The following is a 16348-nucleotide window of genomic DNA, read 5'->3' as shown; positions in this document are numbered from 1 at the left end:
CCCGCTGGGCGACGTGCCGCCGCCCGCCGGTCGGCGTCCGCCAGCCGAGCAGCTCCTCGCACAGCTCGGCGCGGACGGTCCGGGCCTCGACCGGGCGCGGCGGGCGCGCGCGATCGATCAGCCGCACCAGCCGCTCGGCGCTCAGCAGCGCCTGCCGCGCCAGGTGGTCGGGCAGCGCGGCGCCGGCGCCGACGACGACCAGCCAGCGGCGCGTCCCGACCCGGTCGCTGATCGGCGCGGTCACGTAGCGCTGGCCGCGCACGTGGTGCAGGCCGACCCCCTTGCCGCCCCGCAGCGGCCCCCACAGCTCGTCGGGCAGCGCGCTGTCGGGAGCGCCGGTGACGGTCCCCGCCTCGTCGGCGATCAGGGCGGTCCCGGTCAGCAGCGAGCCGAGGCGTCGCAGGACCTCGGCCTCGGGATCGGGGGCCGACAGCGCCTCCATCAGGTGGCTCTGGATCGACAGGGTCCGCTGGGCGACCTGCAGCTCGTGCGGGACGGCCTGCTGGGCGACCGCGGCGACCAGCAGCCGGAACGGGGTCGCGGCGGGAACGGCGACCAGCGGCACCCCGAGCTGCTCGCAGGCCTCGCGGATCCCGCGCGGGACCGCCGCGTGGGCCAGGCCGACCGCGAAGCCGATCGCCGCCGCCCGCGCCTCGAAGGTCCGCTCGACGAGCAGCCGCTGGACGTGCGCGCCGGGGCCGATCGCGACTCCGGTGGTCAGCAGCATCGCGCCGCTCTCCAGCCAGGGGCGCGGATCCGGCAGGTCGCAGACCTCGGCCGTCTCGATCCGCACCGAGGACGGATCCGCCGGGCCGGAGAGCAGGCGCAGGCCCAGCTCACGGCGGGCGAGGAGGTCGGAGAGGGTGATCACGGATCGATGGCCGCCGAGACCCGGCGGACGGAGGGGGCGGCGCGTCGTGCGCGCCCTCCCTGCGCAGTCTGATCGGTCGCTGACGTGCAGCGTCCCGGTTGGCGCCGCCGTGAAGCGCACGAACGCTTCGTGGGTTCCACCACGGCCCGCCGCCGGAGACTGCTCCCGACAGCGAACGCCGCCCGGCCCGACCGGCCCCGGCGGCCGCTCCCGACGAGGAGAAGCAACGGATGAACAGCGAACGAGACCGCCGCACCGTCGTGGCCGTCGACGTCGGCGGCACCTTCACCGACGTCTGCGTCCTGGACCAGGACAGCGGCGAGCTGCAGGTGGCCAAGGTGCCGTCGACCGCCAACCCGATCGACGGCGTCCTGGCCGGCGTCGGCCACGCCGGGGTCGACCTCGAGCGGGTCGCGCTCTTCTGCCACGGCACGACGGTCGCCACCAACGCCCTGATCACCCGCCGGCTGCCGAAGGCCGCGATGGTCACCACCAAGGGCTTCCGCGACGTGATCGAGATCCGGCGCGGCACCCGCGACGACCTCTGGGACGCCTACAAGGACAACGCCGAGCCGTACGTCCGCCGTCGCGACCGGTTCGAGGTCGGCGAGCGGATCGACTGCGAGGGCAACGTCGTCGAGCCCTTCGACGAGGCCGGCGCCCGCGACGTCGCCCGGATCCTCGCCCGCCGCGGCGTCGAGGCGATCGCCGTCTGCTTCATCAACGCCTACGCCAACCCCGAGCACGAGGAGCGGATGGCGGAGATCCTGCGCGAGGTCCTGCCCGACGTGGCGATCTCGACGTCGAGCGGGGTGCTGCCGGAGCTGTTCGAGCACGAGCGGTTCTCGACCACCGTGGCCAACGCGGTGCTCTCGCCGCTGGTCTCCGGCTACGTCAACCAGCTCGGCGAGCGGCTGGAGGAGGACGGCTACGACGGCGACCTGCTGATCCTCCACTCCGGCGGCGGCGTGATGACCCCCGAGGCGGTCCAGAAGCTGTCGGTGCGGCTGGCTGCGTCGGGCATCGCCGCCGGCGCCGTGGCCTGCCAGCACACCGCCAGCCTCTGCGGCTACCCGAACGCGATCGGGCTCGACATGGGCGGCACCAGCACCGACATCTCGCTCGTCCACGACGGCCAGCTGCGGACCACCAACGAGTGGTTCGTCGAGTACGGCTACCCGATCTGCTTCCCCTCGATCGAGGTCCTGACGATCGGCGCCGGCGGCGGCTCGCTGGGCACCATCGACGCCGCCGGGTCGCTGCGCAACGGCCCCCAGTCGGCCGGCTCGATCCCGGGCCCCGCGGCCTACGGGCAGGGCGGCGTCGAGCCGACGAACACCGACGCCAACGTCGTCCTCGGCCGGCTCGGATCCGAGCTCGCGGGCGGCGAGATGACCCTCGACCCGGTCCCCGCGGAAGAGGCGATCCGCACCAGGATCGCGGAGCCGCTCGGCCTCGAGGTCCACGAGGCGGCCAGCGCGATGCTGCAGGTCGCCAACGCCAACATGGCCGACGCGGTGCGGCTGATCTCGCTCCAGCGCGGCTACGACCCGCGCGAGTTCGCGCTCGTCGTCTTCGGCGGCGCCGGCGCGCTGCACGGGGCGGCGCTGGCCAAGGAGCTGTCGATCCCGACCGTCGTCGTGCCGCCGCGGCCCGGTGCCTGGTCCGCGCTCGGCTGCCTGATGGTCGACATCAGGCACGACCTCTCGACGATGTTCCTGTCCGCCGCCGGCGACGCCGACCCGGCCGAGATCGAGCGCGCGTTCCTGGAGCTCGAGGCCGAGGGCCGGGCGATGCTCGAGACCGAGAACGTGCCGCCGGAGAAGATCCGGCTGGAGCGCTCGATCGCGATGCGCTACCTGGGTCAGTGGCGCTCGATGGACGTCCCGGTGCCCGCCCCGCTGACCGACCTCGACGCATCGCTGGAGCAGTTCCATCGCGAGCACGAGCGCGAGTTCTCCTACCGCCGCGACGACGCCCCGGTCGAGCTGTACCGCCTGCAGCTGACCGCGATCGGCGAGACCCAGCGGGTCGCGCTCCCGCGGGAGGAGGAGCGGCCCGACGCCGCGCTGCCGGACCCGCTGCTCGAGCGCGACGTCTGGTTCGACGGCGACGAGCAGCCGCGGCGGACGCCGGTCTTCCACCGCGACAGCCTGCCGGCCGGCCTGCAGTTCGTCGGCCCGGCGGTGATCGACCAGCTGGACAGCACGACGCTGGTCCCGCCCGGCGTGCTCGTCGAGATCGACGAGTGGCGCAACATCCGCATGCACATCACGGAGGTGAGCTGAGATGGCTCCCGTCACCACCCCCCGCCACGACGGGCCGAGCGCCGACGGCGCGACCCTCGACCCGGTCACCTTCGAGGTCCTGAAGAACTCGTTCGTGACCCTGGTCGACGAGATGGCCGAGCAGATCCTGCGGACCTGCCACTCGTTCGTGATCTACGCCCGTGACTTCTCGTGCGCGCTCTGCGACGCCGAGGGCAACACGATCATGCAGGGCAGCCAGGACATCGCCGTCCACGTCGGCACCCTGCACCTGAAGGCCAAGGCGGTGCTGGAGGACTTCGCCGGCGACATCAACGAGGGCGACGTCTTCGCGGTCAACGACCCCTACCGCGGCGGCACGCACTTCAGCGACGTGTCGGTGATCCGGCCGATCTTCGCCGACGGCGAGCTGGTCGCGATGGCCCAGGCCAACGGCCACTGGGCCGACATGGGCGGCTCGGTCCCCGGATCGTTCGACGTCTCCGCCACCGACCACTTCGGCGAGGGCGTGCGGATCCCACCGATCCGGATCGTCGACCGCGGCGTCGTCCGCCACGACGTGATCGGCCTGGTCGCCCACAACACCCGCGCGCCGGGCGACATCATCGGCGACTGCCACGCCCAGATCGAGGCCACCCGGGTCGCCGAGCAGGAGGTCTTCCGGCTCGTCGACAAGTACGGCAGCCGCACCGTCACGACCGCCTTCGGCGCCGTCCAGGACTACGTCGAGCGGCTGACGCGGGCCCGGATCGCGGCGCTGCCCGACGGGGTCTGGGAGACCGAGGACCACCTCGACCTCGACCCGGGCAAGGAGGAGGGCCTGGTCGCCGTCCGCCTGAAGATGACGATCGAGGGCGACGAGATCAGCTACGACCTGTCGGGCTCGGACCCGGCGATCTCGAGCTTCCTGAACTCCGGCTCCGGGGTCGCCTTCTCGGGCGCGATCGCGTCGGCCAAGACGTTCCTGCCCGACATCCCGCTGAACTCCGGCTTCTACCGCGCGGTCAAGGTCGACGTCGGCCCCGAGGGGACGGTCGTCAACGCCGGCTGGCCGAACGCGGTCACCGGCTGCGTCTCGGGCGCCTACGAGAAGATCATGAGCGCCGGCTTCGAGCTGTGGTCGCAGCTGATGCCGGAGCGGGCGCTGGCCTGCTGCTTCAACCTCGAGTACCTGCTGGTCGGCGGCCGCGACGCGCGACGCGACGATCGGCCGTTCTTCATGTGGTACGACTGGATGGCCGGCGGCTGGGGCGGCCGCCACGGCAAGGACGGCCAGAACGCCACGTCGCCGGTCTTCGGCGTCGGGCTCGCGGTCCAGCCGCTCGAGGGGCAGGAGCGGTTGACGCCGGTCCTGACCTCGGTCCACGAGATCATCCCCGACTCCGGCGGCCCCGGCCGCCACCGCGGCGGCTGCGGCGTCCGCAAGGGCGGCACGCTGACCGACGTCGAGCACAGCGTGATGAGCTACTGCTGCGACCGCGGCCGCGCCGTCACCTGGGGGATCGGCGGCGGGATGCCGTCGCTGCCGCACGGCGTCTGGTTGAACCGCGGGACCGACCGCGAGCGCTACCTGGGCGCGAACTTCTCCGGCGTCGCCGTCGAGCGGGGCGACCGCTTCGAGCGGCCCTCGGCCGGCGGCGGCGGGCTCGGCGATCCGCTCCTGCGCGACCCGGCCGAGGTCCTGGAGGACGTGATCGACGGCTACGTGACGCTCCGCCGCGCCGAGCGCGACTACGGCGTCGTGGTCCGCGAGATCGACGCCGAGCTGTCGCAGTACGAGGTCGACGCGCAGGCCACCGAGCGGGTCCGCGCGGAGCAGCGGATCGAGCGCGTCGACTGGCTGGACGAGGACCCGGAGGAGGTCGCGACCCGCTTCCGCAACGGCGAGCTGGACGTGATGGACCTGGTCCGCCGCCACGGCGTGATCCTCGACTGGGGCAGCGGCGAGCTGCTGCCCCGCACCACCGAGCAGTACCGCAGCCTGTTGCGGCGCCGCAGCGCCGCCCAGTGGACCGCTCCCTGAGCGACCGCGGCGGGCCGGGCCCCAGGCCCCGCCCGCCGCCCCGCGCCCCGGGCCGTCGCGTCGCACCGCGACGCGGGCCCGGCGGGCGCTCCTCTCCCGCCGGACCGCCGGCACCGATCGCGACGCCCGTCCCCGGACGGACGGCGCACCCCTACCCGAAGGAGACCCACCATGGGTGTTGCAGCCCCGGAGCGCCCGCCGACCGCGGCCCCGCTCCACGTCTCGCGAACCGACGATCCGCGGGTCGTCGAAGAAGCCGCCACCGAGGACTACTCGTTGCACGTCGTGCCGCGCAGCTGGCGGCTGCAGCGCGGCAAGCTGACGATGGCCTGGTACGGCGTGATGACGGCGTTCTTCTACGTCTACTTCGCCGCCTTCATCGCGCTCGCCTACGGCACGACCAACGCCCTGATCGGGATCGGCCTGACGATCGTCGCCTACACCGCCGTCAACGCGGTGCTGCTGCGGACCGGGTCGCAGAGCGGCCTGACCGTCGCGCTCTTCTCGCGCTCGATGTTCGGCGTCGCGGGCGCGGCGATCCCGACGCTGATCCTGGCCGCGACCGCGATCTACTACGTGGTCTTCGAGGGCGCGGTGGTCGCGGTCGCCGCCCAGACCTACATCGGCGGGCCGCTGAAGCTCTGGTACGCGATCGTCGTCTTCAGCACCGCGCCGCTGGTCTGGCGCGGGATCCGCGCGCGACTCGACCGGATCAACGGCTGGATGCTGCCGTTCTACGCGGTGGCGATGGTCGGCGTGATCGTCTGGGCGCTGGTCAGCGAGGGCTACCACGGGTTCCTGCCCGGATCGACCGCGGCGGCCGGCACGACGCTGCCGTGGCTGCAGGCGTTCGTCGCCTACATGGGCGTCTGGGTGCTGATGCTCTACACGATGGACTTCGCCCGCCTGGCGCGGCCCGAGGACGAGCGCTTCCACCGCAACGTCACCTTCGGCTGGCTGTACTACGCGCTGACCTTCGGGGTCAACGGGCTGATCGGGATCCTGCTGGTGTCGACCTTCGGGATCACCTTCGACCAGCTGGCCGGCCAGGAGAGCGCGCTGCCGGTGCGGATCGTCGGCCTGACCGGGCTGCTCGGCTTCGCGCTGATCGTGATCACCCAGATGCGGATCAACACGGTCAACCTGTACGTCGCGTCGACCAACCTCCAGAGCTTCGTCGCGCGGGTGACCGGGATCTCGCTGCCGCGGACGCTGTGGGTGATCGTCGCCTGCCTGCTGGGCTACGGGCTGATGCTGACCAACGTCTTCGGCTACGTCGCCGACGCGCTGGCCTACCAGGGGATCGCGATCGTGGCCTGGGTCGGGGTCGCGCTGGCCCACGTCTGGTACCTGCGGCGGCAGCGGATCGCGCTCGACGCCGTCGAGTTCCGGCCCGGTCGGGTCCCGCGGGTCAACCCCGCCGGCGTCGTCGCCTGGTCGGTCGCGACGGCGGTCGGGCTGGCGCTGAAGATCGCCGACACGACCGACTCGCAGACCTGGGAGCTGATCGGCCTGCCGCTGACGTTCGTGCTGGCGGCCGCGGTCTACGCGGCGATGACCGTCGCCGCGCGGCCGTCCTGGTTCGCGATCGACCGGGCCCACGACCCGCTCGACGAGGTCGAGGATCCGTGGGAGGACCGCGTCCGCTGCGAGGGCTGCGACCGCAGCTACCTGGCGCGCGAGATGGACCGCCAGCCGCAGGCGCCGCACGCCACCGCCTGCGCCGCGTGCGCGGCGAGCAACCGGTTCCACGCCGACGCGCGGGCAGCGGCCCGCGGCTGAGCTCGCGCGACGTCACGTTCCGGTCGCTGGGGGACCGGAACGTGACGGGCGCGTGATCCGCCGGAGGCCCGCCTACGCTTGCAGTGTGCCCGGTTCGCTGGACTTCGCCGGGATGCTGGCCGCCCTCGAGGGTCGCCGTCCTCCCGCCCCGCGCCACCCGCTCGACGAGCTGGCCTCGGCCGCCGACATCGCCGGCCTCGCGCTGCGGTCGTTCGGGCCGGAGCCGGCCGCGGACCCGGACGCGCCGGTGCGTCCGGTGGTCCGCGCGCCGCGCCGCGACGGCTGAGCCACGCCGTCCACGGGTCGCCGCGGCGAACGGCCCTCTACGCTTGGGCGACCATGGCCGACACCATCTCGTTCGCCCGAGGGGCACCCTCCGCCGACATCGTCGACATCGACGGGCTGAAGCAGGCGGCGGTCGACGCCTTCGAGACCGATCCCGCCGGGATCTCCGGCTACGGCACCGCGATCGGCTACGTGCCGCTGCGGCGCTGGATCGCCGAGAAGCACGGCGTCCCGGAGGACCACGTGCTGGTCACCAACGGCTCGATGCAGGCGGACGCGTTCCTGTTCGACGAGACCGTCGCCGCCGGCGACGCGGTCGTCGTCGAGCGCCCGACCTACGACCGCACGCTGCTGGGGCTGAAGGAGCGCGGCGCCGACGTCCACATGATCGGCCTCCAGGCCGACGGGATCGACGTCGACGAGCTGCGGACGGCGCTGCAGGGCGGGCTGCGGCCGAAGCTCGCGCACGTGATCCCGAACTTCCAGAACCCGGGCGGCTCGACCCTCTCGCTGGAGAAGCGCAAGGCGCTGCTGGCGCTGGCCGACGAGTACGACTTCCTGATCTTCGAGGACGACCCGTACGTCGACGTCCGCTTCACCGGCGAGCCGCTGCCGCGGATGCTCGAGCTGCAGGGCGACGCGAACCGCGTCGTCTACGCCTCGTCGTTCTCGAAGACGGTCTGCCCCGGCGTCCGCGTCGGCTACCTGATCGGCCCGCCGGAGCTGATCGCGCGGATCGTCCGCCGGGCGACGAACACGTACATCGCCCCGAGCCAGGTCGCGCAGGCGATCGTCCACCGGTTCGTGACCGGCGACCGTTTCCCGGCGGCGCTGCAGAAGGTCAAGACGGCGCTCGAGGAGCGGGCGACGACGCTGGGGGCGGCGCTGCGCGAGCACCTGCCCGAGGCGACGTTCGTGCAGCCGGAGGGCGGCTACTTCCTGTGGGTCGAGCTGCCCGCGGGCGAGGGCCACGACTGCGCCAGGATCGCCGCCGAGGCGGCGACGCGCGGCGTCCAGATCGTCAAGGGCACCGACTTCCTGCTGGAGGGCGGGGAGAACGCGTTCCGGCTGGCCTACTCGGCGGTCAAGGCCGAGCAGGTCGAGGAGGGCGTCCGGCGCCTGGCCGAGGCCGTCGCCGCCGCCAAGGGCTGATCGACCCGGATCTCGCCCGCCGTCCGGCGGGCGCCAGCGCAGGATCGACGCGCCCCGCCACCCGGCGGGGCGCGTCGCGTTCCGGGACCTCGCAACCGAAGTGGACCGTGGTCCGCTTGAGTGCTATCTTCGTTGAGTCGGCAACGAACCCGCTGCCTCTCCCAGACTCAGGAGCCTCCAATGGACATCGTCTTCCTCGTCGGCCGCGTACTGCTCGCGGCGATCTTCCTGCTCTCCGCGATCGGCCACTTCACCCAGGCCGACGGCATGGCCCAGTACGCCGAGGCCAAGGGCGTCCCGGCCGCCAAGGCCGGCGTCATCGGCAGCGGCGTGATCGCCCTGCTGGCCGCGATCTCGCTGATCTTCGGCATCTGGACCGACGTCGGCGCGCTGCTGCTGGTCGTCTTCCTGATCCCCGTGTCGCTGATGATGCACGCGTTCTGGAAGGTCGAGGAGCCCCAGGCCAAGCAGGGCGAGCAGATCAACTTCAACAAGAACCTCGCCCTGATCGGCGCGGCGCTGATCCTCTTCTACGTGGTCAACCAGGGCCAGGACATCCCGGCCGGCCTGACCGACCCGCTGTTCGGCCGCTGGTAGCGAGCGAGCGGCACCAGCCATCCACTCGCGGGTGGGTGGCTGGTGCGCTGTCTCAACGCCCGAAGGCGACCTGATCGAGCACCACCGCCGCCGGCAGCCCGACGCGCTCCGGCGGCGAAGGGTCGGCCTTGACCGAGACCGTCTCGGCGGCGCTGTGGGTGAGGGTGTGGCGGACGCCCTCGGTGTCGTCGAAGGCGACGTGGTCGTCGTCCCGCTCGACGACGGTGCCCTCGAGGCCCGGCTGGATCCCGGCGCCGTAGAGGTAGTGGAGGATCTGCTCCGCCTCGTTCTCGAACCGCAGCACCTTGATCGTCGCGCCGACCTCGGCGTCCGCCAGCGGGGCGCCGGGGATCCGCTGGCCGACCGCGATCGGGTGGCCGTGCGGGCAGGTCGTCGCGTCGCCGATCGCCTCGCGCATGCCCTGCTCGATCGCCGGGCTCATGGCGTGCTCCATCCGCTCCGCCTCCTCGTGGACCTCGTGCCACGGGATCCCGAGGACGTCGGTCAGGAAGCGCTCGACCAGCCGGTGGCGGCTGACGACGTTCTCCGCCACCGACAGCCCCTCGTCGGTGAACGAGATCCGCTTCCGGTCGTCGCGGGTGATCAGCCCGTCGCCCTCGAGGCGCTTGACCATCTCGTGGACGGTCGGCGCCGAGAGCATCATCGCGCGGGAGACGTTGGCAGCGGTCAGGGGGAGCTGGACCTCATGCAGCCAGTAGAGGGTCTCGAGGTACTCCTCCTCGCCGGCGGTCGGGTGGGACATGGAAGCATCGTACCCCGCGACGACACGGCGATACCCTAGAACGGTGCCTTCGCGCGGATCGTCCTCCAACAGCCGGCTGAGCACCCTCGACATCGCCAAGATCGTGCTGGCGATCGTCGCCGTGATCGTGCTGGTGCGGGTGGTCTTCTGGATCATCGGCGCCACCATCGCCGTGATCAGCACGCTGCTCGTCGGGGCCGCGATCGTGGCCGCGGCGTGGGTGCTCTGGAGCCTGCTCTCCAGTCGCGGTGACTGACGTACCGGGGCCGCCGCGCCCCCATCGCGGCCCGCGGCCCGCGCTCGTGCCCGAGCGGCCGGTGCTGGTCGCCCCCGACTCCTTCAAGGGGACGCTCGGCGCCGCCCGCGTGGCCGGCGCGATCGGCCGCGGTCTCGAGCGCGCGGGGCTGCGGCCACCCGACCTCTGCCCGGTCGCCGACGGCGGCGAGGGCACGGCGGACGCGCTGCTGCTGGGGCTCGGCGGCGAGACGGCCGGCGCCCGCGTCCGCGATCCGCTCGGCCGGCCGCGGAACGCCGGGTTCGCCCTGATCGAGGACGGCGGCAGCGCGATCGTCGAGGTCGCCGCCGCCAGCGGCCTGCCGCTGCTGGCCGAGGCCGAGCGCGATCCGCTGCGCGCCACCAGCCACGGGACCGGCGAGCTGATCGTGGCCGCGGTCGCGGCCGGTGCCCAGGTCGTGCTGGTCGCGTGCGGCGGCAGCGCGACCGTCGACGGCGGTGCCGGGGCGCTCGAGGTGCTCGACGACGCCGGCCTGCGGTTCGACGGCCGCGGCGCGATCGACGCCCGGCTGGTCTGCCTCTGCGACGTGCGGACCCCGTGGGAGCGGGCGGCGGCGACCTTCGGGCCCCAGAAGGGCGCGACCCCCGAGCAGCTGCCCGAGCTGGAGGCGCGGATGGAGGCGATCGCCGCCCGCCTGCCGCGCGATCCGCGGGGCGTGGCGATGACCGGCGCCGCCGGCGGGATCGCCGGAGCGCTGTGGGCCGCCCACGGCGCCCGGCTGGAGCCCGGGGCGCGCTTCGTGCTCGACGCGCTCGACGTCCGCGAGCGGATGCGGGCGGCCCGCGCGGTCGTCGTCGGCGAGGGCCGGATCGACGCCACGACCCTCGACGGCAAGGTCGCCGGCGAGATCGCAGTCGACGCCCGCCAGGGCGGGATCCCGAGCTTCGCGGTGGTCGGCCGGAACGCCCTCGATCCCTTCGGCGTGCGGATCCTCGACCTCCAGGTGGTGCTCGAGGCGGGCGACGCCGAGGCGCTCGTCGACGCCGGGGAACGGCTGGCGGCGTACCTGTGAGGAGGCCGACGGGTACTACTTCCATTGAGATGTCCGAGCGCCCCCGCCCGCTCGCCGCGCCTCTGCGCGGCGTCAACCTGCCCAATCCGCTCGGTCGCCGTGCCCTGGTCATCGGGGCGGGATCGTTCGGGACCGCCGTCGCCGTGCTGCTGGCGCGCGGCGGCTTCCGGACCACGCTCCAGACGCGCACGGTCGAGCAGGCCGAGCTGCTGCGGGCGGCGGGCGAGAACGAGCGCTACCTGAGCGGCGTGCCGCTGCCGTCGAACCTGCGGATCGAGTCGATCGAGGCCGGGCCCGGCAAGGCGGAGTTCATCTTCCTGGGCGTCCCGTCGGCCCAGCTCGGCGAGGCGGTCGACCGGCTCGAGCGCCAGGGGCTGGACAAGCGGACCAAGGTCGTGTCGCTGAGCAAGGGCCTGGTCCCGCCGCTGGGCGTGCCGCCGACGGTGCTGCTGGCCGAGCGCTTCGGCACCCAGCGGGTGGCCTGCATCGGCGGACCGGCCCACGCCCGCGAGATGGTCACCCAGGGCGCCGGCCTGGTCGCGTCGTCGGCGGACGAGGAGCTGGCCGCCACGATCGCCGCCGTCTTCCTGCGGGCCGGCGTCGTCTGCGAGCACACCGACGACCCGGTCGGGGTCGAGCTGGCCGGCGCCGCCAAGAACGCCGCCGCGCTGGCCGCCGGGGCGACCGAGGGCCAGGGCCTGAACGCCGCCGGCGCCGCTGCCGGCCACATCTTCATCGAGGTCTGGCGGCTGGCCGAGCGGCTCGGCGCCCAGCCGGCGACCTTCATCGGCCTGGCCGGGACCGGCGACCTCGTCGCCACGGCGCTGGCCCCGCAGAGCCGCAACCGGCGCGCGGGCGAGCTGCTGGCGGCGGGGGTCCCGACGAACGAGATCCCCGGCCGGATCGGGCAGGCGGTCGAGGCCTTCGAGTCGGTGCCGCTGCTGGCATCGGCGCTCCAGCGCCACGGGATCTCAGCCCCCGTCACCACCGGGCTCGTGCGCCTGATCGGCGGGACGCTGCCGCTCGACGAGTGGGTCGCGCTGGTCCGCACCACCGTCCCGCCGCCGGCGAGCTGGCGGGCGGGCGGCGGCCAGGAGCCGGGACCGCTGCGCCGCTGGTGGCATCGGATGCTGGAGCGCCTGGGGCTGCGGCGGCCGGCGGGCGCGCTGGGGGCCGGTCCGGACGGCAACGGGGCCGCGACCCTCGGCGACGGCACCGCGTCGGCCGGCGAGCCGTCGCGCGCCGCCGACGTCGACGGCGACGCGGTCCCCGAGCCGGCGGCGCTCGAGCCACCGGCCGCGGCGGCCCCGAGCGACTGAGACCGAGCGGCGGCGCGCCAGCCGCCACCCGCCCGGACGGATCGCGTCACCAGCAGGTCACGCCAGGGGCGCCCGGCCACCTACAGTGAAGGGCGTGTCGCTGCCCCCTCGCCGTACGAAGATCGTCGCCACCATCGGACCCGCCAGCCGGGATCCCGAGGTCCTCGTGCGGATGATCGACGCCGGGATGGACGTCGCCCGGCTCAACTTCAGCCACGGCTCGCACGAGGACCACGCCGACACCGTCCAGCGGGTCCGTGCCGCCGCCGACCGGGCCGGCCGCTCGGTGGCGATCCTGCAGGACCTGCCGGGCCCGAAGATCCGGCTCGGCCAGGTGGCCGGGGAGCCGGTCGACCTGCGCGAGGGCGACGCGGTCACGCTGGCGTCCGGTTCGGTCGAGGACGTCGGCGACGCCCGGCGGCTGATCGTCGCCTGGGACCGGTTCGCCGACGCCGTCGAGCCGGGCGAGGAGGTCCACCTGGCCGACGGCACCGTCCGCCTGCGCGTGACCGCGGTCCGCGCGGGCGACGGCGAGGCCGACTGCCAGGTCGAGCTGGGCGGTCCGGTCTCCAGCCGCAAGGGCGTGAACCTGTCGGGCCCCGCGGACCTGCTGCCCGCGGTGCCGGAGGAGGACCTGGAGCACCTGGCCGCCGGCAAGCAGATGGGCGTCGACCTGGTCGCGGTGTCGTTCGTCCGCCGGCCCGAGGACATCGAGGCGCTGCGCTCCCGCACCCGCTGTCCGCTGATCGCCAAGTTCGAGAAGCCGCAGGCGATCGAGAACGCCGAGGCGATCATCCGCGTCTCGGACTGCATCATGGTCGCGCGCGGCGACCTCGGGATCGAGCTGCCGATCGCGCGGGTCCCGCGGGTCCAGAAGGAGCTGATCGCGATGGCCGGCGCGCTCGCGCGGCCGTCGATCACCGCCACCCAGATGCTCGAGTCGATGGTCGGCAGCGCCCGGCCGACGCGCGCCGAGGTGACCGACGTGGCCAACGCGATCCTCGACGGCACCGACGCCGTGATGCTGTCGCAGGAGAGCGCCGTCGGCCGCTTCCCGGTCGAGGCCGTCCGGACGCTGGCCGACGTCGCGCGCGAGACCGAGCAGGTCGCGCCGACCTTCGACTGGAACCAGCGCCGCGTGCGGCGCGACAGCACCGATCCCGCCTGGGCGGTGGCGCGCAGCGCCGTCCACATCGCCCAGGAGCTGGACGCGGCCGCGATCGTGGTGCCGTCGCTGTCGGGGCGCTCGGCCCGGCTGGTGTCCGCGCACCGCCCGGACCGCCAGGTGATCGCGCTCTCCCCGAGCCGCGAGACCGTCGCCCGCTGCAACCTGATGTGGGGCGTCAAGGGCGCGATGATGGCCCACCACGGGGTGACGGAGGAGCTGATCGCCGACTCCGCCGCCAAGGTCGTCGAGCTGGGCTGGTGCAAGCCGGGCGACCGGGTCGTGATCACCGCCGGCCTGCCGAGCGGCACCCCGGGCACGACCAGCCTCGTGCAGGTCCAGACGGTCTGAGCGGCCCGGCGGCGTGGAGCGCCGCCCGTCGCCGCCGCTCGACGCCGGCCGTCGCCAGCGTCGCCATGAACCTGCCCGTCCTCCGCGAGGAGGACCGCGCACGGCCGAGGCCGTGCGCGCTGGTCGCCAGCTGCCCCGGTCATCCGCGAGGCGTACCGCACAGGCGCTAGGGGCCTCTGCGGGGCACCGGAGCTGGAACGGTCCGAAGGTCATTCCCGGCGGGCGAGCCCGAGCGGCGCCACGCCACGATCTTGGGGATATCGCAGGGGCTCCCTCCCGACTCGCCGTGCGCGGGTGCCGATCTACGGTGACACCGGGTCAAGCGATACAGGGGGAAGTCGGATGGTAGGCAGGACGTGGACGACGGCGGTGGCCGCGGTGGTGGCCGCGACGCTCGCGGTGCCGGCGGGAGCGGAGGCGCGGCCACGGTCGCCGCTCGGGCTGACCGAGACCCTGACGGCGCTCACGCAGCTCGACCTGGTCGGCGTCCTGACCGGCAGGAAGCAGCCGTTCGACGAGGTCAAGACCCTCACCTGCCCGCTGACGCAGGGCCTGGTCGACGCGCTGAAGCCCGTGCTGGGCGCGTCGATCGGCACGCTCGAGACGATCGGCTGCGGCGACAACGTCGTCGACTACCAGTTCCTCACCAAGCTCAAGACGCCCACGGGCGAGATCGTCCGCAAGCAGCTGGCGCTCGTCGCGGTGCCGACGAAGCTCAACGTCGACAGCGATCCGCTGCCGGACGTGGTGGCGACGATCAGCGTCATCAGCCTCAAGAAGTTCGAGATCCGCGTCGAGCGCCTGCCCGGCGAGACGTCGGCGCTGCCGCTGCAGATCGAGGCGCTGATCGACGACCCGCTCAACGGCGGGATCCCGCGCGACCACATCAACGTCGGCTACGACGCCCGCAGCACCCGCGCGCCCCAGCGCTGGACCGCGACGGCCGAGCTGCCGAAGACCGCCGAGGGCACGACCGACATCGACGTCCGCGTCACCCAGACCGGCGCCGGCCCCGAGATCACCACCATCGGCGGCCTCTACGACGGCACCGCCGAGAAGCGGACCTCGCCGATGGGCGCCCGCCTGAAGTACTCGCCCGCCCCGTCGCTGTCGCGGATGGGCCTCAGCCTCGGCGAGACCCGCACCGTCGTGCGCGCCGGTTCCGGCACCCCGACCACGCTCGAGGCCCAGGCAGAGCTGGTCGACGGCGCCGCCCGCAAGGACATCGGCGTCACGGTCGGCCCGCTGCCCGAATCGCTCGAGGTCGCGATCGACGATCCCGGTGCCGACCGGCGGAAGATCTCCTACCGCGCGAGCGCGCCGGTCAAGGACGTCTCCGCCACCTACGCCAGCAGCGCCAACGGCACGGTCGAGACCAAGGTCGTGGCCAGGGCCCGCGACCTGCCGACCGGCATGACCGTCGAGCAGACCAGCGCCAGGAGCGGCACGTTCGCCGCCACCGGCGGCACCCTCGGATCGATCGAGGCCGGCTTCGCCAACGGCGACCCGCGGCTGCTGGCCAAGGACCACCCGTACGTCAACGTCCAGACCGACGCCCCGATCTCGTCGTTCGCCGGCCGGGTCGACGACCTGCGCAGCGCCAGCTTCGACGCCGCCGACGGGATCGTCGCCGACCTCCAGCTCGGCACCGGACCCCGCAAGCCGCTGGACGCCCTGATCAACACGCCCGACCTCGACATCGACGCCACGGTCTCCGACCTGCCGCGCCACATCGGCCTCCGGTTCGCGCCGGGCAGCGGGACCATCGACTACGACGCGTTCGGCGAGACGATCCAGAAGATCACCGCCAAGGCCACGTCGCCGAAGCCGCTGATCGGGCGCGCGACCCGCGTCGAGGGCCAGATCACCGGCCTGCCGCCGAAGGCCGACATCACGGTCACTCCCGGCGGCTCCGGCATCGACCTGCGGACCAGCGCCCCGATCGGCCAGGTCGAGGCGCTGCTGTCCAGCGGCCCCGACGGCGGGCTGCAGCCCGGCGAGACCGGCGCCGACATCGTCGACACGAAGGAGCGGTTCGTCGCGCACGCTCGCGTCAAGGGCCTGCAGAAGGCCCAGCTGACGATCGACAAGAATCCGCAGGGCGAGTTCGACGGCTTCAAGGGCGACCTGCTCCTGGGCGGGCAGCCGATCGTGCTGCGCTACGGCGGCGACGACGGCGTCCGAGCCGAGGCGACGGTCCGGGACCTGCCGAAGCACCTGCTGATCGGGTTCTCCCCGCGGACGGGCAAGATCTCCTACGACGCGTTCGGCGAGACGATCCAGAAGATCGCCGCCAAGGCCAGCGGCAACAAGCCGTTCGTCGGCCGCGCGACCCGCGTCGAGGCCGCGATCGCCGACCTGCCGCCCAAGGCCGACGTCTCGCTGACGCCGGGCGGCGGCGGGATCGCGCTGGAGACCAGCGCCCCGATCGGCCAGGTCGAGGCGCTGCTCTCCAGCGGCCCCGAC

At 73.6% G+C, this 16348-nt stretch carries 13 protein-coding genes; 11 read left to right on the top strand and 2 right to left on the bottom strand.

Annotation, left to right across the window (positions count from 1 at the left end):
- Positions 1 to 871, bottom strand: an 871-nt coding sequence (locus PAI11_RS14645) for a PucR family transcriptional regulator ligand-binding domain-containing protein (RefSeq protein WP_040600436.1), incomplete at its 3' end; no start/stop codon positions are given.
- Positions 872 to 1101: 230 nt separating this feature from the next.
- On the opposite strand from PAI11_RS14645, the gene PAI11_RS14640 reads away from it, so the two are divergent.
- From PAI11_RS14640 to PAI11_RS14615, 6 genes are all read left to right on the top strand, one after another.
- Positions 1102 to 3159 (top strand): hydantoinase/oxoprolinase family protein, encoded by a 2058-nt coding sequence (locus PAI11_RS14640; protein WP_007576211.1) that lies wholly within the window; start codon positions 1102 to 1104, stop codon positions 3157 to 3159.
- A gap of 1 nt (position 3160) precedes the next feature.
- A complete protein-coding gene (locus PAI11_RS14635; protein ID WP_007576210.1) occupies positions 3161 to 5161 on the top strand; it encodes a hydantoinase B/oxoprolinase family protein in 2001 nt (666 codons plus the stop codon).
- A gap of 171 nt (positions 5162 to 5332) precedes the next feature.
- Complete coding sequence (locus PAI11_RS14630; RefSeq protein ID WP_007576208.1) at positions 5333 to 6943, top strand: purine-cytosine permease family protein; 1611 nt, start codon at positions 5333 to 5335, stop codon at positions 6941 to 6943.
- Between the two features lie 85 nt (positions 6944 to 7028).
- Entirely contained in the window at positions 7029 to 7229 is a 201-nt protein-coding gene (locus PAI11_RS14625; RefSeq protein ID WP_007576206.1) for a hypothetical protein, read from the top strand.
- A gap of 53 nt (positions 7230 to 7282) precedes the next feature.
- On the top strand, positions 7283 to 8380 hold the full coding sequence (locus PAI11_RS14620) for an aminotransferase-like domain-containing protein (RefSeq protein ID WP_007576203.1): 1098 nt from the start codon (positions 7283 to 7285) through the stop codon (positions 8378 to 8380).
- 180 nt (positions 8381 to 8560) lie between these two features.
- The gene (locus tag PAI11_RS14615; RefSeq protein ID WP_007576201.1) at positions 8561 to 8977 is read left to right on the top strand and encodes a DoxX family protein; all 417 of its coding nucleotides are present in this window, start codon (positions 8561 to 8563) and stop codon (positions 8975 to 8977) included.
- Positions 8978 to 9029: 52 nt separating this feature from the next.
- Here the strand turns inward: PAI11_RS14615 and PAI11_RS14610 are convergent, their stop codons facing one another.
- Positions 9030 to 9740, bottom strand: coding sequence for a metal-dependent transcriptional regulator (locus PAI11_RS14610; RefSeq protein ID WP_007576198.1), 711 nt, complete (start codon positions 9738 to 9740; stop codon positions 9030 to 9032).
- A 43-nt stretch (positions 9741 to 9783) separates the two neighbouring features.
- Here PAI11_RS14610 and PAI11_RS14605 point away from each other — a divergent pair, with 43 nt between their 5' ends.
- The 5 genes from PAI11_RS14605 to PAI11_RS14585 form a co-directional block, all read left to right on the top strand.
- A complete protein-coding gene (locus PAI11_RS14605) occupies positions 9784 to 9996 on the top strand; it encodes a hypothetical protein (protein WP_007576197.1) in 213 nt (70 codons plus the stop codon).
- A 46-nt stretch (positions 9997 to 10042) separates the two neighbouring features.
- Complete coding sequence (locus tag PAI11_RS14600) at positions 10043 to 11047, top strand: glycerate kinase family protein (protein WP_050897254.1); 1005 nt, start codon at positions 10043 to 10045, stop codon at positions 11045 to 11047.
- A 29-nt stretch (positions 11048 to 11076) separates the two neighbouring features.
- Positions 11077 to 12366, top strand: coding sequence for an NAD(P)H-dependent glycerol-3-phosphate dehydrogenase (locus PAI11_RS24515; protein WP_007576192.1), 1290 nt, complete (start codon positions 11077 to 11079; stop codon positions 12364 to 12366).
- 94 nt (positions 12367 to 12460) lie between these two features.
- The gene (gene pyk / locus PAI11_RS14590) at positions 12461 to 13882 is read left to right on the top strand and encodes a pyruvate kinase (protein WP_007576191.1); all 1422 of its coding nucleotides are present in this window, start codon (positions 12461 to 12463) and stop codon (positions 13880 to 13882) included.
- A 342-nt stretch (positions 13883 to 14224) separates the two neighbouring features.
- Positions 14225 to 16348: hypothetical protein (locus PAI11_RS14585; protein WP_138974332.1), on the top strand; the 2124-nt coding region annotated here is incomplete at its 3' end.

The organism is Patulibacter medicamentivorans (assembly GCF_000240225.1).
Lineage (GTDB): Bacteria > Actinomycetota > Thermoleophilia > Solirubrobacterales > Solirubrobacteraceae > Patulibacter > Patulibacter medicamentivorans.
This window is presented reverse-complemented; position numbering and strand designations above follow the sequence as displayed.

What these genes read in the sequence shown, in the direction of transcription:
- PAI11_RS14640 (WP_007576211.1), top strand. Translation starts at nt 1,102, where the DNA reads ATGAACAGCGAACGAGACCGCCGCACCGTCGTGGCCGTCGACGTCGGC.
- PAI11_RS14635 (WP_007576210.1), top strand. Translation starts at nt 3,161, where the DNA reads ATGGCTCCCGTCACCACCCCCCGCCACGACGGGCCGAGCGCCGACGGC.
- PAI11_RS14630 (WP_007576208.1), top strand. Translation starts at nt 5,333, where the DNA reads ATGGGTGTTGCAGCCCCGGAGCGCCCGCCGACCGCGGCCCCGCTCCAC.
- PAI11_RS14620 (WP_007576203.1), top strand. Translation starts at nt 7,283, where the DNA reads ATGGCCGACACCATCTCGTTCGCCCGAGGGGCACCCTCCGCCGACATC.
- PAI11_RS14615 (WP_007576201.1), top strand. Translation starts at nt 8,561, where the DNA reads ATGGACATCGTCTTCCTCGTCGGCCGCGTACTGCTCGCGGCGATCTTC.
- PAI11_RS14610 (WP_007576198.1), bottom strand. Translation starts at nt 9,740, where the DNA reads ATGTCCCACCCGACCGCCGGCGAGGAGGAGTACCTCGAGACCCTCTAC.
- PAI11_RS24515 (WP_007576192.1), top strand. Translation starts at nt 11,077, where the DNA reads ATGTCCGAGCGCCCCCGCCCGCTCGCCGCGCCTCTGCGCGGCGTCAAC.